16 protein-coding genes are annotated in these 19,150 nt (G+C 41.7%); 10 read left to right on the forward strand and 6 right to left on the reverse strand.

The window, feature by feature from the left end; translation table 11 throughout:
* Nucleotides 1-179 precede the first annotated feature (179 nt).
* Complete coding sequence (locus BLV33_RS28270) at nt 180-890, forward strand: hypothetical protein (RefSeq protein ID WP_090799712.1); 711 nt, start codon at nt 180-182, stop codon at nt 888-890.
* On the opposite strand, the gene BLV33_RS28275 is transcribed toward BLV33_RS28270, so the two are convergent.
* Together BLV33_RS28275 and BLV33_RS28280 are read right to left on the reverse strand one after the other, a co-directional pair.
* The gene (locus tag BLV33_RS28275; RefSeq protein WP_090799713.1) at nt 859-2,061 is read right to left on the reverse strand and encodes a hypothetical protein; all 1,203 of its coding nucleotides are present in this window, start codon (nt 2,059-2,061) and stop codon (nt 859-861) included. The two genes, BLV33_RS28270 and BLV33_RS28275, sit on opposite strands and share 32 nt — an antisense overlap.
* A gap of 3 nt (nt 2,062-2,064) precedes the next feature.
* Nucleotides 2,065-2,946: a serine/threonine protein kinase gene (locus BLV33_RS28280; RefSeq protein WP_090799715.1), complete on the reverse strand. Its 882-nt coding sequence runs from the start codon at nt 2,944-2,946 to the stop codon at nt 2,065-2,067.
* 483 nt (nt 2,947-3,429) lie between these two features.
* Between BLV33_RS28280 and BLV33_RS28285 the strand changes: the two genes are divergently transcribed.
* From BLV33_RS28285 to BLV33_RS28300, 4 genes are all read left to right on the forward strand, one after another.
* A complete protein-coding gene (locus tag BLV33_RS28285) occupies nt 3,430-4,494 on the forward strand; it encodes an OB-fold nucleic acid binding domain-containing protein (RefSeq protein WP_090799717.1) in 1,065 nt (354 codons plus the stop codon).
* An 18-nt stretch (nt 4,495-4,512) separates the two neighbouring features.
* Nucleotides 4,513-5,754, forward strand: a complete 1,242-nt coding sequence (locus tag BLV33_RS28290) for a hypothetical protein (RefSeq protein WP_090799719.1) — start codon at nt 4,513-4,515, stop codon at nt 5,752-5,754.
* A 218-nt stretch (nt 5,755-5,972) separates the two neighbouring features.
* The gene (locus tag BLV33_RS28295) at nt 5,973-7,814 is read left to right on the forward strand and encodes a DUF262 domain-containing protein (RefSeq protein ID WP_090799721.1); all 1,842 of its coding nucleotides are present in this window, start codon (nt 5,973-5,975) and stop codon (nt 7,812-7,814) included.
* A 140-nt stretch (nt 7,815-7,954) separates the two neighbouring features.
* Nucleotides 7,955-8,758, forward strand: a complete 804-nt coding sequence (locus BLV33_RS28300; RefSeq protein WP_090799723.1) for a PD-(D/E)XK motif protein — start codon at nt 7,955-7,957, stop codon at nt 8,756-8,758.
* Nucleotides 8,759-8,946: 188 nt separating this feature from the next.
* On the opposite strand, the gene BLV33_RS28305 is transcribed toward BLV33_RS28300, so the two are convergent.
* Nucleotides 8,947-9,360, reverse strand: a complete 414-nt coding sequence (locus tag BLV33_RS28305) for a C1 family peptidase (protein WP_090799725.1) — start codon at nt 9,358-9,360, stop codon at nt 8,947-8,949.
* A 136-nt stretch (nt 9,361-9,496) separates the two neighbouring features.
* Between BLV33_RS28305 and BLV33_RS28310 the strand changes: the two genes are divergently transcribed.
* The 3 genes from BLV33_RS28310 to BLV33_RS28320 all read left to right on the forward strand — a co-directional run bounded on the left by BLV33_RS28310 (nt 9,497) and on the right by BLV33_RS28320 (nt 13,025).
* The gene (locus BLV33_RS28310) at nt 9,497-10,444 is read left to right on the forward strand and encodes a restriction endonuclease PLD domain-containing protein (RefSeq protein ID WP_090799726.1); all 948 of its coding nucleotides are present in this window, start codon (nt 9,497-9,499) and stop codon (nt 10,442-10,444) included.
* Nucleotides 10,441-12,435: a Z1 domain-containing protein gene (locus BLV33_RS28315; RefSeq protein WP_090799728.1), complete on the forward strand. Its 1,995-nt coding sequence runs from the start codon at nt 10,441-10,443 to the stop codon at nt 12,433-12,435. The genes BLV33_RS28310 and BLV33_RS28315 overlap by 4 nt, the downstream gene beginning before the upstream one ends.
* Nucleotides 12,436-12,587: 152 nt before the next feature.
* Nucleotides 12,588-13,025 carry a very short patch repair endonuclease gene (locus BLV33_RS28320; RefSeq protein ID WP_090799729.1) on the forward strand — a complete coding sequence of 146 codons (438 nt, stop codon included), beginning with the start codon at nt 12,588-12,590 and terminating at the stop codon, nt 13,023-13,025.
* Between the two features lie 11 nt (nt 13,026-13,036).
* Here the strand turns inward: BLV33_RS28320 and dcm are convergent, their stop codons facing one another.
* Together dcm and BLV33_RS29620 are read right to left on the reverse strand one after the other, a co-directional pair.
* Nucleotides 13,037-14,182: a DNA cytosine methyltransferase gene (gene dcm / locus BLV33_RS28325; RefSeq protein ID WP_090799731.1), complete on the reverse strand. Its 1,146-nt coding sequence runs from the start codon at nt 14,180-14,182 to the stop codon at nt 13,037-13,039.
* 134 nt (nt 14,183-14,316) lie between these two features.
* Nucleotides 14,317-14,580: a hypothetical protein gene (locus BLV33_RS29620; RefSeq protein ID WP_171909385.1), complete on the reverse strand. Its 264-nt coding sequence runs from the start codon at nt 14,578-14,580 to the stop codon at nt 14,317-14,319.
* On the opposite strand from BLV33_RS29620, the gene BLV33_RS30975 reads away from it, so the two are divergent.
* Nucleotides 14,479-14,718 (forward strand): hypothetical protein, encoded by a 240-nt coding sequence (locus BLV33_RS30975; RefSeq protein ID WP_090799733.1) that lies wholly within the window; start codon nt 14,479-14,481, stop codon nt 14,716-14,718. The genes BLV33_RS29620 and BLV33_RS30975 overlap by 102 nt on opposite strands.
* Nucleotides 14,719-17,322: 2,604 nt before the next feature.
* Here BLV33_RS30975 and BLV33_RS28345 read toward each other — a convergent pair.
* On the reverse strand, nt 17,323-18,156 hold the full coding sequence (locus BLV33_RS28345; protein ID WP_090799738.1) for an SDR family oxidoreductase: 834 nt from the start codon (nt 18,154-18,156) through the stop codon (nt 17,323-17,325).
* 142 nt (nt 18,157-18,298) lie between these two features.
* Here BLV33_RS28345 and BLV33_RS28350 point away from each other — a divergent pair, with 142 nt between their 5' ends.
* Nucleotides 18,299-19,138: a helix-turn-helix transcriptional regulator gene (locus BLV33_RS28350; RefSeq protein WP_090799740.1), complete on the forward strand. Its 840-nt coding sequence runs from the start codon at nt 18,299-18,301 to the stop codon at nt 19,136-19,138.
* The last annotated feature ends 12 nt before the right edge of the window (nt 19,139-19,150 follow it).

Consider the following 19,150-nt stretch of genomic DNA (forward strand, 5'->3'; position numbering starts at 1 on the left):
CATCTAACATGGCGGCAGGCTGAACTTCTTAATAGAGCCATTTTGGCATCAATTCACCGCGATTAACGAAGAGCCAAAAATAAACTAGTTCTCATTTTATACTAAAAGTGCTACATTAATTATAATTCTACTACAATTAAGGACAGAATTTAATGACTTAAAAAGGGTGTAATAGATAAATGAATAATTTTAATTCTGAGGATCAATTGGTGAATTTTTTTGCTGAATTGTTGCTTAATAGGAATAATTTTAATCGAAAAAGTAAAATTATTATGCGAGAAGTGGATTGTTGGCAAGGCAGAGCAGATATTGTAGAAGCTGCTGTTGAAAATATTCGACCGTGTTTTACTGAGCATCAATTGCAACTAATGAGCCATTATACGTGTTCGTACTTAATATCATTGCTTCACCATAATTCAGTTAGGACAAGAGAGTATTTGCACAATAATTCAGGAGTATCCATTAAAACAACTGATAAATGGATACAGGAACTGCGATTGGCGAATATATTCACTGAATTGTCTACAGATCGCTTTGTACTGGGTACAAGTTTTCTATTGCCAGACATTTACTTTGTGGCGTATGAGGTAAAGTTGCATAATTGGAAAAGGGCCCTATATCAAGCGATTCAGTACAAGGGGTTTTCAAATGAATCGTATGTTGTCATGCCCCAAAATAATATATCACCCGCCATTAACAATATTGAGGCCTTTAAAGCGAACAACATTGGCCTTATTGAGGTGAATAATGGCGGGACTTATAGAGTGAAATTGAAGCCGCGAAGTTCGCGGCCACGAAGTAAATCCTATAATATTGTAGGAAAGGGAATGGCAATTAGAACATTTTGTAGTGAAACTATTACACAGAAACATCTTGACGAAATTCAGTAAGTGCGGAATTCCATACATCTAAATGATTGCCATTTGATTTTGGATCGAGTTGTATATGCGCTGCATTCAAGATTGCGTATAATCCTGATGCATATGATATAGCACCTTGTAATGAGTCCAATCTTTCTGAGATATCTGCGCAGTTATTAAACAAGTTCTGTGCTTTAATTTCCAAACAAGACCAATGATGTAATGTGCTCGTAGTATCGTCCCATCCATCGAGTGGGTTATGCCTTATTAGAGCATCATAGCGCGTTCCAGATAAAAAGTCGTCGTATTGACCTCTTAGCCGTGATTGTAAAATTGAGTCTAACTCCGACGTTAGAATCGAATTCAGAAGTGGACCCGAAGAATAACGTGGACGAGGACGCCTTCCACCAGCATTAATTGGAGAAATTCTATCTAATGTAAAGCGTCTCAATCCCTGTGACCAGCCTGTCGCTATTTTACTGGCACCTACTGAGAGGTAAAGTATTCCTAAGAAATCAGAAAAACCCAAAAACATTTTGAAGCCATTTATTTCAGTTAAAGAATAGATGAAAGATAGAATATTAGCTAGCTTTGTAGAATCATCAAAGGACTGATGGTATCCCCCAGGATTTCTGCAGATTATCATATATATTCCGTCTGCCTGGATCATGCTAAGCTCATCTAAGAAATCCTCCATTAATCTCTTATCGGAAAATGCGTTTTCATGAATCGCCAATGATAGTAATAATGGTTTTTGATAACCTTTTTCTTCTTTAATATCAACCGCTTCTTGAGCAAAATTTAACATTATCTGTGCTTCTCTTGAACTAAATGAATTGATGTGAATTGAAGGGGCTGTTAAGTAGTTTACATTAATTCCATTTTGGTACGATAAAGTATCAAATATAAAGCCGCGTGTATTTTTGGAGCCCCGAAAAGAGCTAGGACCGTGATATCCAGGGTAATACGGATATTCACTTAAGTTACCATCTTTTGAATTTTGAAAGGTCACATAGTAGAATTGGGGGTCCAGTATAACATCAGCACCATGATTGGAAGCTGTAAGTTGTGTAATGTAATCTTGTAACTTCTCCATTTTCTCATCTCTTGGACTTAAAATAGCCCCACTGAGACTATTATCGGCTAATCCTCTCTCAATTTTATCCGATTTACCCCAGCCATGTTGAGCAAGTATATACATTTTCTACAGCTCCTCTTTAATTTGATTTAATTCCTTCATCAATAGATCACAAGACTTATATCGCATATGCGGACGTTTTGCTAATAAACGATTAATTAATGTAACCAATCTTTTAGGAATATCGGAACGACAGGTTGAGATTGGAGCATGGGGTGATTTTAAGATTGAAAAAATAATGTGTGTCTCACCAGTCCCTGGAAGAATAAAAGGGTGTCTGTTTGTCAAACTTTCATACAAAACGATCCCAAGGGAGAATAGATCAGAACGAAAATCTATTTCTCTTCCTGTTTCAATTAACTGTTCTGGTGAACTGTAGATTCTAGTACCCGGTTGGATAGGACCTTTCGTAATTGATGAAGCGTCGCCTTGATCATATGCGATACCAGCATCAAGTAATAAAAAATCACCAGTATTTTTATACATGATGTTATTGGGCTTAATGTCACGATGGATATATTTTCTCTCAACAAATTCGCTAATTGTAGAAGTTATCTGTAGCCCTACCTTAACACACTCATTAACTTCAAGGGTACGCTGTCGGAGAAAACCATCTAATGGTGTTCCATCAATAAAGCTTTCTGTAAAATGATAGTATTTTCGTCCATTAATTGAAATGACCCCTGGTTCAGTCGTTCCAAGTTTAATAAAGAAAGGAGAGGTCATTTCTCTCATCACTTTTATTTCTCTTTCGGCTCTACGAGTAATATCTGTCTCTACTTGTTCCCCATATTCCTCAAAGAGAGGAATTAGTTTTAATGCGCACTTGGTTCCTTCGTACAAACAGGTATAGACCAGTTTTTGGCCGCCAAAGGTGAGGAACTCAATCTCTCGTAAATCTGTTAATTTTTTTGTTAAATCTTCTTCAGGCACTTTTGATAGTTGCATTTGCTCACCTCTTGAATGTTAATATTTAGATATTACTAGTGTTTTACTAGTGAGTAAAGGGAATATGGGGATATATTACTATTTTTGCATAATCAGATGAGTAATATGGATCATTTGGATTATGGTATAATGTGGTAGATTGTTTTCACTTAATTTACTCTGGGGGGGCGATGTAAGTTGCAACTTACGAAACCGCAAATAACAGCAATAAATACATTGGATGAGAATCTTGAAACCATATAGAACGATACTCGAATAGAGAAAATCTTATAGATCAATGATTTAGCCCACTTCAATAAATTTGAACAAAGTAAGCACGTATGTCGTTAGTCATAAAGTACTAAAATTATTACGCATTGGAAAGGGTTTAAGTTCTTTTTGTCGAAAATAATAGTTTTAATTACTTAGTTTTTCCAACGCCGTTTCAGTAAGCAATCGATAACAGTATGCAGAAGACAGAAAAATGTGAAGGTGATAATGAAAATGAAATTAAAGTTTTATGTGCTATGGGCATTGTTTATCGTTGTGCTTGTAGGGGGCTACTTCCTGATCAACAAAAAAGATTTATTCAGTGGTGACCAAAATAAAGTAGCAAGTGCAGTAACGCCAACAAGCCAAACAATATCTTCAACAACCGCTTTGGAAAAGGGCAACACAGCCCCTACGGTTAGTTCTTCTATAGTCTCTATCCGATCCATTAATTCAAAGATGAAAGGCCAAACGGTTACAATTAAAGCAAGTATCAAGGATAAGAAGCAATCGAAGGACGGCCATCTTTTTCTTACAGTTGAAGATAGCAGTGGACTGTTGGACGTTCCAGTTTTTGCGGACAAGAAAGTTCCTACAGATCTGCTAATTGTAAATAAAGTATTTCAAATAACAGGGCAAGTGGATGTTTACAATGGGAAATTAGAGATAATTCCACAACAGACTGGCGATATTATACTGGCGTCGGACTCATTGGAAGTGACAAAAGCAAATTCAGGAAAGACAATTGAATTCCAAGCTACTGTCTTAACAAAATACCTTCATCCTGATGGTCATATGTTCCTAAAGGTAAAACGGTTAGATACAAACGAGGAGGTCGAAGTTCCGGTTTTCTCAAACCTAAATTACAATACAGAAAGTATTACGATCAATGCTCAGATGAAGATCAAAGGCCAAATCCAAGAATACAAAAATCAAATGGAAGTCATACCACAAAATGCTGCTGACTTAACAATCTTGAAAGAAGGTGATGAAAATCAAGTTATATTGAAAAGTCTTTCGGAGATATCAGACAAAGACCGTGGAAAGATGTTTCAGGTTAGAGGTTCTGTTAAGGGCGTTGCCGATAAAGATGGCCATCTCTTCTTTACGATGTACTTGGATAACAATAAAGAAATGAAGGCAGTTCTGTTTAGGGCAGATGGTAAGGAAATTGTAGGTCGTAAGACGAAGATTCAAAGTGCATCAAAAGAAGGTTTTCCAATCCATGTCTTAGCATTGGTGGATATATATAACGGTAATTTGGAACTCATTATTAACAAAGTATACAATGACTATTAAGTTGTGGGTGGTAGAGTCATGAGGACTAGTGAAGAGACTATTATTTCATCCTTCATTTTTATTGTTGCCGTCCTAGGTCTTTTCTTGCCGGTACATGTATTTATCTTATGTGCTTTGGTAAGTATTTGCTTGGCAGCCTACAGGTTATATCAATTATTCGCTATTGAGTCTCCGACTGCCAGTGTTTCTTCCTTTATGTTTGCTGCTCTTGTATGTGCGATGGCAGCCTTACTATGGAAATATACAAACCTTCGAGAGGGGTTACTTTTATTTGGCGGATATTGGTTACTAAGAGGCGCCTACGTAGAGTATTTTAAAATACTTCGGTCCCGATTAAATCGGCTTTACTATAGTGAAAATTTTCAGAAACCAAGAATTGATGTTACTGCGACTGATGAAAATGAAGCCCTAAAACAAGTGGTTTTCCAAATGGGCCAACATTTGCAACAAATCGCGAATCAGATAGGGGCGGTCTCTTCTGCGGTCAATTCCAGACCAAGTGAAATAACTCCCGCAATTTCCAACCTATCTGCTATAGAGCAAGAACTATTATCAATACGTGAGATCGAAACTCAAAACAAAGAGGATCTACATATCATCAAAAACAAATATGACGAGAAGTTTCAACAACTTCAAAACTTGATGATAACTATTCAACAAGAAAATCAAGCAAGAAACCAAATTTTAGATCATACAGTGAAGAAGCTTTTTTCTATAATAGAAGATACAAAGAGGGAACGGGAACTCACAAAGGATTTGTTCACACCAGAAAAATTGAGTGGACAGGAAGTTCAGGAAGAGCTTGAAAATCAGTTTAGATTCAAGTACCAGGGGTTCTTTGAGGACTCCATCAAAAGTGTAGCTCTAGCGCATCGGTTAGAGAAAGATTTTCAAAACGAACCAGTGTCACATAGTTTGTATGGAGTTTTAACGATATTGTATACAGGGATTATGGAACAAGAACTTCGAGCTATTATCGCGTTTAATGAAGGAAGAACTGAGATACCTGAACGTTTGTGGTATCGCATATGCGACTACTTGAATAGGAATCGTATTTCGGGGCTAATTTACCCAATGCCGGATTTTGTGAAAAAGCTAAAATTAATTAAAAAAATAAGGAATTTAGCCGCCCATGGAGCAGCCGTGACTCGCACGGATTATGAATTAGTTAAGAAATTTGCTTTAATAGATGATGCATTTTACCTAATGTCTGAAACTAAAATATCTCTGAAACAAACGGTAGTATTACAAACTGGATAAGGGTTGCATCCTACCTTCTTCCAATCTAATAAGGCGAACATTGGAAGTTCTTTGTTTGGGAAACACACATCGAAATTCAAGGTAGTAAAAGCAAGTTTTATGTTCAGCCTGAGTTTGTTTCATGATAATGGGAAATCGCGCCTAATCTGAAGGCTTTTTCTAAAAATTTAGATGCTATAAACAATCTTTGAATATTAATTAAAAAGGAGAGGAATTGTTTGGACGTCACACCAGATAAGCAGAATATTGATAAGGTGTTTTCCAGCACGACGTACTACATCGATTTCTATCAAAGACAGTATAAGTGGACAGACGAGCCGGTCCGGAGATTACTAGATGATATTTTTTATAAGTTCAATACGGAATACAAACAGTACAAGGATAACGATATTGAGTTGGATCAGCTTGTTGAACGCTATTCCTGGTACTATCTAAATACATATGTAACCAACACGATTGACGGCAAAGTCTACATTGTAGATGGTCAGCAGCGGTTAACCACCTTAACTCTTATCCTCATCAAATTGATGCACACCGCCAAACAATACGGTTCAGAGCTACGGGATTGGATCTCGGGAAAGATCGCTGGGCAATCCGGCTTTAGAAGGGAATTCTGGATGAATCACGAGCAACACAAAACGGCCATGTCCGGATTATATGCTGACACAGACCTGGATACGATTGACACCACGTCTGGTATTACCGCCGTGAATTTGGTCTCAAATTACAGGGTGATCTCTGTGGTTATAGACCGCGAATTGACGGACAAGCATAGGTTGGAGAACTTCATCTTTTATTTTCTGAAGCGTTTGGTCTTAATTAACTTAAATGTCGAGCAAACCGATGTCCCTATGGTTTTCGAGGTTATCAACGATAGAGGGGTGAAGCTTAAGCCATATGAAATTTTGAAAGGAAAGCTGTTAGGGCAGATTCAGAAGGACGAGCTTGATCAATTGGGACTGAATGACCTCTGGGAATCCCAGGTGAATAAAATAAATGCCTACCAAGATGATGATATCGACGAGTTTTTTATCTATTATTTACGGTCGAAATTCGCGAAGACCGTTGGGGATACTCGTAAATTCGACCGCAGTTACCATCGTAATATCTTTCTATCGGAAGTCGAGCAGAAGCTGAAACTGCAACACAACCCTAAGGAAGTAAAGCGATTCCTGCAAAATGATTTTAAATATTACACAGAACTCTATCATCGAGTCCTGCAATATTATAACAAGCTGCATCAAGGATTCCAGCATGTTTATTATAATTCTCTTACGGAGATGGACAGCCAATTCCTATTAATTTTATCCTCTTGCACGCTGAGTGACCCCGAAGAAACGGAGAAAATCAAGCTTATATCCTATGAGGTTGACCGCCTATTCTCGTTATTACAGCTACAGAAAAGCTATGACAGCAACGATTTCAATGAATTGATCTACCTCATCAGTTCTGAAATCAGGGGTCAAGGCGTTCATACGATCAAATCGATTTTTGACAAATATCTGCTACAAATGATCTCAGAAGCACGCGGCGTTTTAACAACCCAAGCATTAACGTACAGCTATTTTAAGGATACCGGAATTGAATTGAACAAGAGGTTTAAACGATACTTTTTTGCCAGAATAGAGCAGTTTATCGCCGATGAAACCCTTATGCAGATGAAACATTCTCTTTACGATCTGGTTGCAAATACGGGAACGGTGAATGGGTTTCACATTGAGCATATTCTTGCCGACAATTCACAAAATCTTCAAGCCTTCGGCAATGATCAAGAACAGTTCGAACGAGAACGTAATCGACTGGGTGGCTTACTCCTTCTGAAGGGGAAAGATAATATTTCAAGTAGTAACGAAAAGTACAGCAAAAAACTCAAAACGTATGCAAACACCTTGTATTGGAACGAGACGTTAAGAGAGGATAGTTACAAAACTAAGATAGATTTTTCTAATATGATTAAAACTCATAAACTTAAGTTTAGACCAGTGGATGACTTTGGGCCGACTGAACTAGAGGAGCGGCATACATTATTATATGAGTTGATCGGTATTATTTGGGGCTAATGGGGAGACTTTTAAAATGCCTCGTCTAAAATTGAACCACCATGAAGCTAAGCCCTATCCTTAGTGTCGATTGGGCTTCATGGTGGAATTGAGGCTGTAAGATAAAGGGTCTTAGTAGTGCCGTGGTAAGGGGGATATATGTGGACAAGCAGCCTAAGATATTTACTGATAATAAAATTGAGTCCTTTTTGGAAAGTTTGGAAGGTATGTCTAAATTAGATATCCAAGCTGCATTTGGTATTGAATCCTTAGAGAAACACTACAGGGGAATATCGATTACAACTATGAAGCTTGGCAAAGGAGCTTCGAATGAAGGACAGCCACATTTAGGAAGTCGCTTAATAGAAAGGATTTCCTTTTTTCACGAGAGCTTGGAGGCAAGAAATAAGGTTCAAAGAAAAGTACTAGGCAATGCCAATATTGAAAAAGCAGCCTATAGCGTACTAGCTGAAATGCTAAGTTACTATTATTTGTTGAAACAAGAAAAAGAAGTTTCTTGGATAGGGCCATTTGGTGGTTCTGTTGATTTTAATTGTAATGATGGTTGCTATGAGGTGAAATCGACTGTAGCACGTTATGGCTCACAAATTACAATTAATAGTCAATATCAGTTAAAAGCAAATTATTTGTTATTTTATCGTTTTGAGCCTGCTGGATACGGTTTTTCGATTCAAGATATGGTTACAAAATTAGTAGAATTGGACTTAGAAGAATCGGAAATCGAACGTGCACTTGAAAAACTAAATTACACAATTGGCAGTGAAGTTCGTACAAAATCATATCGCCTGCTCGAAGTAATGAAATATGAAATCGATGAAAGCTTTCCAAAAATCGTACCAGAAAGTTTTATAAATGGACAATTGCCTAAACATATTAGTGGACTCATTTATAAATTAGATTTAGATGGTTTGAATGGGGAGGTTATTGATTTAAAGGAATTCTAATAGAAAGTCGATGTTCTTTATACAGATCCATACTCGTATAAAGACAAGAAATGAGAAATAGAAATTATAGGTTTTACAAACTGCACTGATATTGTGGATAGTAGTAATAAACTGGGCTATTAAGGATCTTAAATCAGTAAGGAAAGCATGGATGCAACTAACTTTGATGCAACACTAAAAAAACAATTTCACTCAAAGAGAGTGAAAAACATGATTGGGTTTATATTGGTGGTAAGTTGGACTGTGAGTTGAATTACGGTTTTGCGGAAGTAGTCCGAAGGGATATAGCAATAGCCGCCGTCACCCCATGCAGAACCCCAGGAGTTGCGTACAATCGCGTACACAATGCCGTTGATGGTTTTATATCCGACCGCTAACATAGCGTGACCGCCTAAGACCGATTCTCCAGTTTTAGGCATTGGAAATATTCCTTCTGCACCGATGTACTGAAAAGAATCAAATACTGTCATGCCAAGTACAACCGTAAATCCCTCTGCAAGGGCGTGCTGGAGATCAATGAAGCTGGTGACGCGGTGATACTCCTTGATCTTCTTGAAAGCCCCAGCGTGGAAACGCTTATGCAAGGATCGTTGGATGATCATTGTGTGAGCAGCTTCGAATTTTTTGCAACACAAACATAAATCCAGCGGATTTTATGCAAATTTATCCATGGATGCCCAGTTTGATCCCGATATGTTAAGATAAATAAAAAATTCAACGCTCGGAGTGAAGAAGAACATGCCTGTTTATCCGAAACTTTATCAAGAAGTAATAGAGGATCAATATCAGCGTGGCCTGCGGAGATTGGATATTTTGACGGGTTATGCATCATCCAGTTTTGTGCATCATTTAATTTACCGCTATGAGGATCTGAGGCTGGATGTCATCCTCGGTATGGCGAAGCAGGATGCCATTTCCATATGGGATCACAATGAATATGTAAATTTGAGCCGAAGCACCGGAAGGCTTCGGGTGCGCTATTACAACGGCAGGGTGCCCATTCATTCCAAGATTTTTCTCTGGCTGGACAGAAATTCTGTTCCACAGTCGGCTTACGCCGGTTCGGCTAACTTATCCTGGCATGGATTTCGGGATTACCAGGAATTGCTTGTAACGGCGGATGACGCAGAAGTTCGTTCCGCGTTTCCGGCTGATCATGAATTGATCGATTGCACTTCAGAGGATGTGTTTCAGCATTTTACGATGAGTTTTCAGGAATCCCCGCAGTCCAGCCAAATCGATGCAGGCGCTGTCCATCACATCGTCGGCGACCGACCATGGATTGAACTACCGATCGTGACGATCCGAAGCGGAGAGGTGCACGAAAAAAGCGGACTCAACTGGGGACAGCGTCCGGGACGAGAACCTAACCAAGCCTACATCCCAATCCCGAGCGCCGTGCACAAAGAATATCCTGGGTTTCTCCCGGATCGGAAAAGAGCATTTAACTTAATTACCGATGACGGAGAAAGCTTTGTATGCGTGGTTGCCCAAGACAACAGCAAAGCGTTGGAGTCGAGCCACGACAACAGCATATTGGGCAAATATTTCCGTAAGCGCCTCGGTCTGCCTTTCGGATCGAAAGTCGAAAAAATTCATCTGGATTCGTACGGCAGAAGCAATGTGCGGCTTTACAAAATCGACGACGAAACGTTTTATCTTGACTTCAGCGAGGGGAGATTATGATGATGCAAGCATTACATGGGCCGCGCACACGTCGATTTCTTCGAAGTTTGACAGCCGAGATTGGTGCCGCAGAAGCCGACAATATTTTAAAGAATGCGGCGCCGCTGACCGAAGCATTCGGTCCCTCCGCAGATCGCATTAGCAAACAGGGTCTGCTTTTTGGACAGATTCAAAGCGGGAAAACAAACAATATCATGATGTCGATGGCAATGGCTTCTGACAGAGGCTACCGCTTGTTCATTGTTCTGACTTCGGATAATACTTGGCTGTATGATCAAACCCTGCGTAGAATTAAATCGGCGCTTCCAGGTCTTTTGACGTTGGGAAAAGAGCAGTGGGATGCCAGCAGTTACGACATGCGAATACAAGACGCGCTGGAGCATACCGGTCTTGTGTTAGTTGCGACAAAAAACCACAATATCTTGGCCAATTTAGAAGAATTTATGGAGCAAACTATTCCCAACGGGATTAATTCTATTATTTTCGACGATGAAGCGGATCAGGCCAGTTTGAATACGCTTATTAACAGAGATACCAATGATTTAAGCGGAGTCAATCAAAGTATTGTGAATATACGGGACTATTTCCAATGCCATATTTTCATTCAAGTGACCGCAACGCCGCAGTCACTTTTTCTCCAGTGTGCGGACAGCACCTTCAGGCCGGAGTTTACTGTGACGTTTCAGCCGGGAGCCGATTATGTCGGAGGCGATGAGTTTTATGAGCAACCGCAGCAATTAAGTCCCATGCGCTTGTTTAATGATGATGAAATAGAGAAGATTCAAGCGACTGTTTCTGCCGGCGCAGAAGAGAGCTTGCATTCAGTTCCGACCGGGCTTCGCAAAGCGTTGTGCGCATTCTTCGTCTCCGCATCGTCTAAACTGCTGTCAGGTGAAGGAACGGCTTACTCCTGCATGCTCCACCTGAGCCATCTGCAGGAACCACACCGTAGGCTGGAGACGCTCATTCACGGGTTCATTACGCGGTTGACGAGGGCATTGCTTAACACCGGCTCAGCCGATCGGCCGGTTGTGCTTTCTTATCTGCAGGAAGCCTATGACGATATGCGGCTGACTAAAGACAACAGTCCTGAGTTTGAGGATGTCTGCCAGGAAATCATCGACAATATCGTAAGCACCCACATTCAAGTGCTCATTTCCGAACGTGACAACAAAATCCCATCCTATGATTCGCCTTTCAACATTCTGATCGGCGGCAACCGGCTCGGCCGCGGCGTGACGATCAAGGGACTGCTTGTAACATATTACGGACGGAACAGCAAAAACCCGCAGGTGGATACCTTGCTGCAACACTGCCGCATGTACGGTTATAGGAAAAAAGACATGGACGTGGTGCGGTTTTACATCTCCAAATCTTTGCTTGATGTGTTTAAAAGCGTGCATCAATCGGACCAGCAACTATGGAAGATGGCGCAGCAGACCGGACCTTCCAACCTGCAGGCAATTGTTTTGTCACGTTCGAATAACACCCTGCTTAAGCCGACGAGGCGCAATGTTGTGTATCTGGATTCGCTCGCTTTCTATACACCCGGCGAACGAACCTTTCCGCTGCTTCCGATTTCCAAAAATATGGCTTTGCTGGATCAGCTACTGATGCCTCTGGACGGAAGGGCTGAGCCGGCTGAAGTGCCGCTCAGTATGCTGGTGCAGTTAATCAATTTAACAGAGTCTGAAAAACAGCTGGTCGGCTGGGATGATGAAGCTATTCGGACCTGTCTCCGAAATATGAAGCAGATGGATGAGTACAAAAACAAAGGGTTCCTCATTGTTAGGAGCAACCGGGACATTTCCAAAGGGACCAGGGCGATGCTATCGCCAAATGACTACCGCTTGTTTTACCCGGATTACCCGACGCTCACGTTGTATCGCTACAACGGCAAAGTTGAAAGCGGCTGGGAAGACGGGCTTCCGAGGTGGGTTCCGAATCTGAGATTTCCGGACAACCGATTTTTTATGGTGTCTGCCTTTTAGCGGAGTCTTTAACATCAAAATACGATACCCTGTGGCCGGCGGTTTTTTTTGTTTAACCGTCCTCGCAATGACTGGAGTTGGAGAGCGGTTTGGTTTAGTAGAGAATGGTGCAGGTTAATGATGAAATAATCAAAAAATCGTGGTGATAAAGGTTGGCAGATAACTTATCCAAAGAGCACCGCAGCAAAAACATGAGGGCCATTCGATCAGTGCATACACAGCTGGAAGACCGAGTCACCCAAGCATTATGGAAGCGGGGATTCCGGATTCGGAAAAATGTGAAAGATCTAAAGGGAAAACCGGATATTGCGGTGAAGCGCTACAAAGTTGCGGTTTTTATTGACTCCTGTTTTTGGCACGGCTGTGAAATTCATGGTAATCAGCCGAAGACGAACGAGACCTATTGGGGTCCCAAACTTGCGCGGAACCGGGAGCGTGATGCCGAAGTTACGGCCTACTACCGCAGTAAAAGCTGGAATGTTCTTCGCATTTGGGAACATGATATCAAAGACAGTATCGAGGAAGCGGCCGACCGTATTGCGGCCTTTCTTGAGAAAGCAAAACAAAACCATCAGGCCAATAGGTCCTGATGGTTCTTGTTTTACTTTTCGGAAGCAGCCGCAATCTCTTGCATTGCCAGTTCAAGTTCACTATTGGATTTTTCCTGTGAATTCACAGACCACTTGGACGGTACAGAATCGTATTCTATACCGGCAAATGTTTTTAGGATCGCTTCAATAATCACTTTGGCGCCGTCCGGCGGTACAGCCATGCCGATTTGTTTGCGGACGGCTTCTTTGCCGCCTTTAAAATCGTATTTGTCGGGAAAAGTCTGCAGGCGGGCGCGTTCGCGGTTGGTCAGTGCCCGCAGATCCCTGTAGTGATAAATATGCGTTCCACCGCCGCCGCTTCCGGTCACTGTATAAGAAGGAGCATCCTCTTTGAGCCGGCGGTATATTTGACTCATCCTGGCGCCTTTCACATTCAGCCGGAGTGCCGGCGGGATTTTTTCCGACCATGCGTTTTCTCCGGGCGGAATAAAGGAAAGCATGTCGATCACACGTTGATGGTGTCGCGTCGGCTCCTGATTGGGAGCGTCTTCCGGAATAGGTTCTCCTTCCAGAGCCTGCTTCGCGGTAACAAAATTACCGGGTCCGTGGGTCGGCGCCGGCACCTTGAACTGCAGATTCAGGTTTTTGCGGATGCCGACAATAATAATCCGGCGCCGCGTCTGCGGAACGCCGTATTCTTCGAATTTATACAAGTGAGGCGTCAGCATATATCCGGGTCCGGCATTTTCCAAATCGTTGAGAATCTGCTGAAATGCTTGTCCTTCGTTGGCGCTTTCCAGTCCGCTGACATTCTCTGCAATAAACCATTGGGGCTCCTTTGATGCCAATACCTTAACCCCATACGAGTACAACGGGCCGAATTCCCCGTTTATGCCCTTTTTTTCTCCGACCAAACTGTAGTCGTTGCAAGGAAACCCGAAAGCAAAAGCGTTGATCGGTTCCAGCTCATCGATCTTGAGCTCGCGGACATCTTTCTGAAAGACGGTCTTCGGATCATAGTTGTTAGGTTTGCAAATGTTCTCTCGGTAGGTTTCAACCGCCGCTGGATCATAATCGCTTGCCCATTTATGTTTCACTGCAAAAAGCTCTCCGTTTTTCCCTGTCACTTTCGCCTTCAGGGCGCCGAGCGACAAACCGCCGGGACCACAGAAAAGCTCGCCTTTTTCGAATATCATAAATCACAACTCCCAGTATTTCAATATATATAAGGCAAACTCTCGTTCCTATTATAGCGCATTCTGTTTCTTTTTGCAGCACCCCCGACCCAAATGCGGTAGATCTGGATGTAATTCTTTTTTACAGCGGTCAATTATTTGTAGGATTTGGAAGCTATTTGTCGAATAAGGATTTTTGTCCATAATACCACTTCGCTTGTCAAGGCTTCAACGAAGAGCAATACCGGGTGGAGCATGCCTCGAGCGATACGCATCTCTGAATTGAGGCCGGAGCAGGAACCGGAAAAACAACGGACATGATCGAGCGCATCTTTTTTCAGATTCAGACCGCTGGGATTCCACTCGGCGAAATGGCGATGATCACTTTTACGCCGCGAAGCGGCCCAAATATGTTTCACAAGCTGCGTAATGTCTTTTATGAGCGGTACAAAGTGATAGGGGCAGACGATCGATGCCTTTGCAATGGAACGAAAGGAACTAACGTCAGACGAAATTGCCGGGCTGGCATGGTGGGAAACATTTGGCCGCAGTGCTGATCTTCACGAACTTTTCAAAGATATGCTCCCGCAGTGTGAAGCAGACATTGATGTATTAAAGTGCGAAACAAAAACCAAGACGCGTTTGAAAGTATCTCCCGGCCGATTTCCTTTTTATTCATTGACGAGTTTCATAATACAGACGATTCACAAATTAAGCTTGCCGCCAGACCTTAACGCCTAATAACCAATAATTAATATACCTTTTAGAGGAAAATCAGTCTTGCACTTACGTAAAGTAACATATCTTCTCTAACCATCTCTGCAAGGAGGTCCCGAGCTTTTGCTCGGATTTCTTTTATAGGCGACTATTCAACTCGTGTAAACTTCTATGGCTGTTGTATCACTTATATTATATTACTGCAACCTCATACTTTTAATTAATTCAAACCCTTTGTCATTTTTGTACCTAATTGACAGTTTACTCACTTCATCGCTATCTGTAGGTACGTTAAAGGTGACTCTGCCAAGGTGTTTTACCTTCGAAATTTTTAGTAATTCTTCGGTTGGTATGATCCAAAAACTGTTATCTCGTTCTGTATAAAATATCATTATTTTATTTGCTCTTGGAGATATCGACATTGCGGCAAAAGTGCTCCAATTCTCTTCTAAAGACGATTTAGTTTTTATTTGTACCTCGATATAAGTATCTTCATTTATTCTGACGCTGAATTCATCTATATGTTTCCTTTACATCCTCATGGTTTTTATCTATGTTACCACACGATTTCATTCTTGCACCAGAACCCTTTTTAGGTAGTAAGAGGGATCAATTTGGTTGAAATTTTAATTGATTAAATCTCTTGCAGATTTCCAAGAGTCTTGGTAATCCGTCTACTGTATCTTTCTTAAGTGCTAGAAAATAACATGAGTTTGAAACGAAAATAATTTCCGCGTGTGTGAACAGAATTTGATGGATATTGTCCCAATTAATTTCCATTGAGAACTCAATTGATGTTGCACTAACACCTTGATTATTGATCAAAACGTGGTGGTCCTGATAAGAACCTTGTATTCTCATCTTTGCGAAAATGGAGCCACGATAATACCACGAAACAAGGAGAAAAGTAAGAAATGAAATGGCAAGGGCGACAAATTTATCATGGCTGTTATCCATGAACAATAAAGGCACGAGAACAACAAGCAGAGTATAGCAAACGGAAAATTGCGTTTTTAACCTTTTAGATTTCTTAACAAATTCGTTATTCACTACACTCTTATAAATAAGTTTGTTTATACGGACGTGATCCTTTTTCCGTATTGATTGAATTCCGGTGAACGTGAAATCTTCCCTGCTGTGAATTGAGTTCATCAGTAATCCCCTGTCGTTTATTAATGTTGTTAATAAACATTTCTACGCAAGAGTAATGATATCCTTTTTCATATAACGTTCGTCGATTTGAAAACGGGCAAGGTTCCGACCGAAGGCCGAGCGCATTGGTACGAGAAACAGTTGTATCTCTACGCTTACCTGCTGCGCGAGAAACAGAAGATGGACATCGACGAGATGACGTTGTTTATCAGTTCAGAAGAAGAGTGGTCGGAGATCTAGTTTGCCTACCGGGGGGAACGCGAAGCGGAGATCGTTGTCCGTGGGAGTGCTCATGTCGAAGGTGTCGAGGTGTTCCAAAGTGCCGTATCCGGGTTTCCGATCTACGGTGGTATCTCGCAAACATTTTTTTAGTACCACCACGATTTACTGTTCTTCTTCCAACTTGGAATGCATTATCGTGGCTGTAGTGGTGAAAGCATGTTTTAATTAATCCCATAAGAAATATTCTCAGATTGAGGTCGACGTTTGATGAAAAAATCTTAGCGATGCTGATCGAGGACAAAGTGGAAAATGGACGATGAGATTACCCACGAAGAGTTCCCGGGTCATTAAACAACTTTATTTTTCCTCACCAATCGATACCATTAGTTGGGGACGAATTGGGGACGAAAGCCATCATTTCCGGGCAAACAGCAACCAAACAGAACCATACTTGAATTGAGAAAACCCTTTTAATCAAGGCTTTAGCCTTCCTCGGCTGATGGGAACCAAATAGGCCATGTTCCCGCATACGACACATGTGGAGTGCGTAGTGTCTACACATTACGTTGGAAAAAAAACGGGTATACAGACACAACACGGCCCCTTTCCTGAAAAATGGAAAGGGGCTTGTTATATCGATTGCTTGAATACTGTTTTATCAATCAGATTTTCAGTTCGCCAATATATCAATCATGAGTCGCAACACTCTTTGTTTTAGGCTATGTTTATTCCTGTCGGGAATGTAAGAAATAACGGACTAGAGTTAATTAAAGAAATGGGTACGTTAGAATTAAATTCCTTGTAGTCCGAAGAAATGGTAACACAGTACACAACAGTGAATCGTAACATACGTAGAGGTGCAGGTCCCGGAGAACTATAGCACCAAGACAACAGACTGCCAGCATTATCGGCAGCCTGTTCAGCTTAACGGGCAGTTTTCTTCAACAACCAACAGTCTTATTGAGGGCACACTGAGAGACGATAGTAAGTGATTGCAAAGATAAAAAAAGAGCGAATCATAGCAATCGCTCCTTTTTATACTCTATAGCGTGGGGTGATACAGATTTCACCTAGTCCGGATGACGTGGCTCCTGCTGCTGTGACTTGAATGGAGTTGAAGTCGGATAGCTGAGCTCCCTTGTAAGCATGGCATCGACAGGCTTGCTGAGCTGATTTAAAATAAAATGAGGAGCAAAGCGGCTCAATAGTTTTAATATCTTACTAGGGCCGGGGCAGATTTCGAACTGATCTTTATTAAGAGCCTCGATGGTCTGATTGACGAGCTTGGTTAGGTTCATCAAACCTCCATTAAGGTCCGCAGCATCGAAAACATGATTCAACGGCGTATCCGTAGCTGGTGGCGCCAATTCAAACACCTTTATGTTTGTGTTCTTCAACTGAATGCGGAGCGATTGCGAAAACGAGTGAAGCCCGGCCTTTGCAGCGCTATAAATCGGTGAGATTGGATAAGGTACGAATGCAAGTCCGGATGAGACGTTCACGATGGTGGCGTTGTTTTGCTTCTTGAGATGAGGCAGGAATTGCATCACCATATGGATGGAGCCGATCAGGTTAATTTCGATTTCACGAGTGATATCTTCTAAATGTGAATGGATAGTATGAAGATTAAGCTTTCTCATGATTCCTGCGTTGTTGATGAGGACATTTAGGTCGGGGCATTCTGCGGCTAGTCGTTGATGAAGAAGAGCAATTGCTTTCGGATCGCTCACGTCGCTTTGGATCACGTGAATCCCAGGAAACTGTTTAATTACTGCATCCAGCTTGTGAAGATCTCGTCCGGTAACAATCACCTTATTGCCAAGCTGCTGGAGCTTTGATGCAAGACCCAGACCGATACCGCTGGTTCCGCCGGTTATAAGAATGGTATTTCCGTTCATTTTCATTGTATTCGACCCTTTCTTCGTTTGGTTACAAGCATAACGTACAACATAATTTGCTTCGTAAGAAGAAGGATAGTTATTCTAGTATAAATACTCCCACCTCTGTGGTTATCGAATGGGCAAGTAAGAAAAAAGGAGGGCCGCAATGTCAAAACTGAATCAGGATCGTTATCGTGAACTGGCCCATTTCTTGCGAAATCGTAGAAGCCGAGTTACGCCTAAACAAGTCGGGTTGCCTGAGACGGCTCGAAGGCGTACCCTGGGGCTTCGACGAGGGGAGGTCGCTATGTTGGCCGGCGTGAGCCTGGAATGGTACACATATCTGGAGCAAGGCCGTCATATTAAGGTGTCTGCGGAACTTCTGGAAAACCTGTCGAAGGTCCTCCAGCTGGATGAGGTAGAACGCAGGCATCTATTTTTACTGGCACGCAATCAGGAGCCTCCTATAGGCTTTGACATACAAACTAAAGTTCCGGCTGAATTACTGTCATTGCTAAATGCTCTCGGCACTTCTCCCGGCTGCATAACAGACGCCCGCATGAATATATTGGCATGGAATGCTTCGTTTAGTGCTGTATTTGGCGAGTTTGAACATAAATCAGAGCGGGAACGGAATCTAGTGTGGGTCACATTTGTATCAGAAGATTTCAGAAGTTTGTTGGGAGAGGAGTGGAAAGACCATGCGCATCGGGTGATTGCGCAGTTTCGAACAAATTATGCTCAATTTGTTAACGATCCGTGGTGGATGGAGCAGATTGAAGCCTTGTCAGAGAGCAGCCAGTTCCGAGCACTTTGGGATCTCCATGACGTGATAAATGCGCCAAACATACGCAAAACCTTTCATCATCCTGAGGCAGGTGTTCTTGTATTTGATTATATCTCGCTTCTGCAGCCGAGTACGATGAATTTGCTGGTATCGATCTACGTCCCTCAAAACGATCAACAGACTGTTCAGAAAATCCAGCAGCTCCTTGGTAAAAGATAAGTATTAAGGGAG

It is taken from the genome of Paenibacillus sp. GP183 (assembly GCF_900104695.1).
GTDB lineage: Bacteria > Bacillota > Bacilli > Paenibacillales > NBRC-103111 > Paenibacillus_AI.

Excerpts from the sequence above, each read along its gene's own strand:
- BLV33_RS28275 (WP_090799713.1), bottom strand. The coding sequence starts at position 2,061 with ATGTATATACTTGCTCAACATGGCTGGGGTAAATCGGATAAAATTGAG.
- BLV33_RS28285 (WP_090799717.1), top strand. The coding sequence starts at position 3,430 with ATGAAATTAAAGTTTTATGTGCTATGGGCATTGTTTATCGTTGTGCTT.
- BLV33_RS28315 (WP_090799728.1), top strand. The coding sequence starts at position 10,441 with ATGATGATGCAAGCATTACATGGGCCGCGCACACGTCGATTTCTTCGA.
- BLV33_RS28270 (WP_090799712.1), top strand. The coding sequence starts at position 180 with ATGAATAATTTTAATTCTGAGGATCAATTGGTGAATTTTTTTGCTGAA.
- dcm (WP_090799731.1), bottom strand. The coding sequence starts at position 14,182 with ATGATATTCGAAAAAGGCGAGCTTTTCTGTGGTCCCGGCGGTTTGTCG.
- BLV33_RS28290 (WP_090799719.1), top strand. The coding sequence starts at position 4,513 with ATGAGGACTAGTGAAGAGACTATTATTTCATCCTTCATTTTTATTGTT.
- BLV33_RS28310 (WP_090799726.1), top strand. The coding sequence starts at position 9,497 with ATGCCTGTTTATCCGAAACTTTATCAAGAAGTAATAGAGGATCAATAT.
- BLV33_RS28350 (WP_090799740.1), top strand. The coding sequence starts at position 18,299 with ATGTCAAAACTGAATCAGGATCGTTATCGTGAACTGGCCCATTTCTTG.
- BLV33_RS30975 (WP_090799733.1), top strand. The coding sequence starts at position 14,479 with ATGATCGAGCGCATCTTTTTTCAGATTCAGACCGCTGGGATTCCACTC.
- BLV33_RS28305 (WP_090799725.1), bottom strand. The coding sequence starts at position 9,360 with ATGATCATCCAACGATCCTTGCATAAGCGTTTCCACGCTGGGGCTTTC.
- BLV33_RS28280 (WP_090799715.1), bottom strand. The coding sequence starts at position 2,946 with ATGCAACTATCAAAAGTGCCTGAAGAAGATTTAACAAAAAAATTAACA.
- BLV33_RS28345 (WP_090799738.1), bottom strand. The coding sequence starts at position 18,156 with ATGAAAATGAACGGAAATACCATTCTTATAACCGGCGGAACCAGCGGT.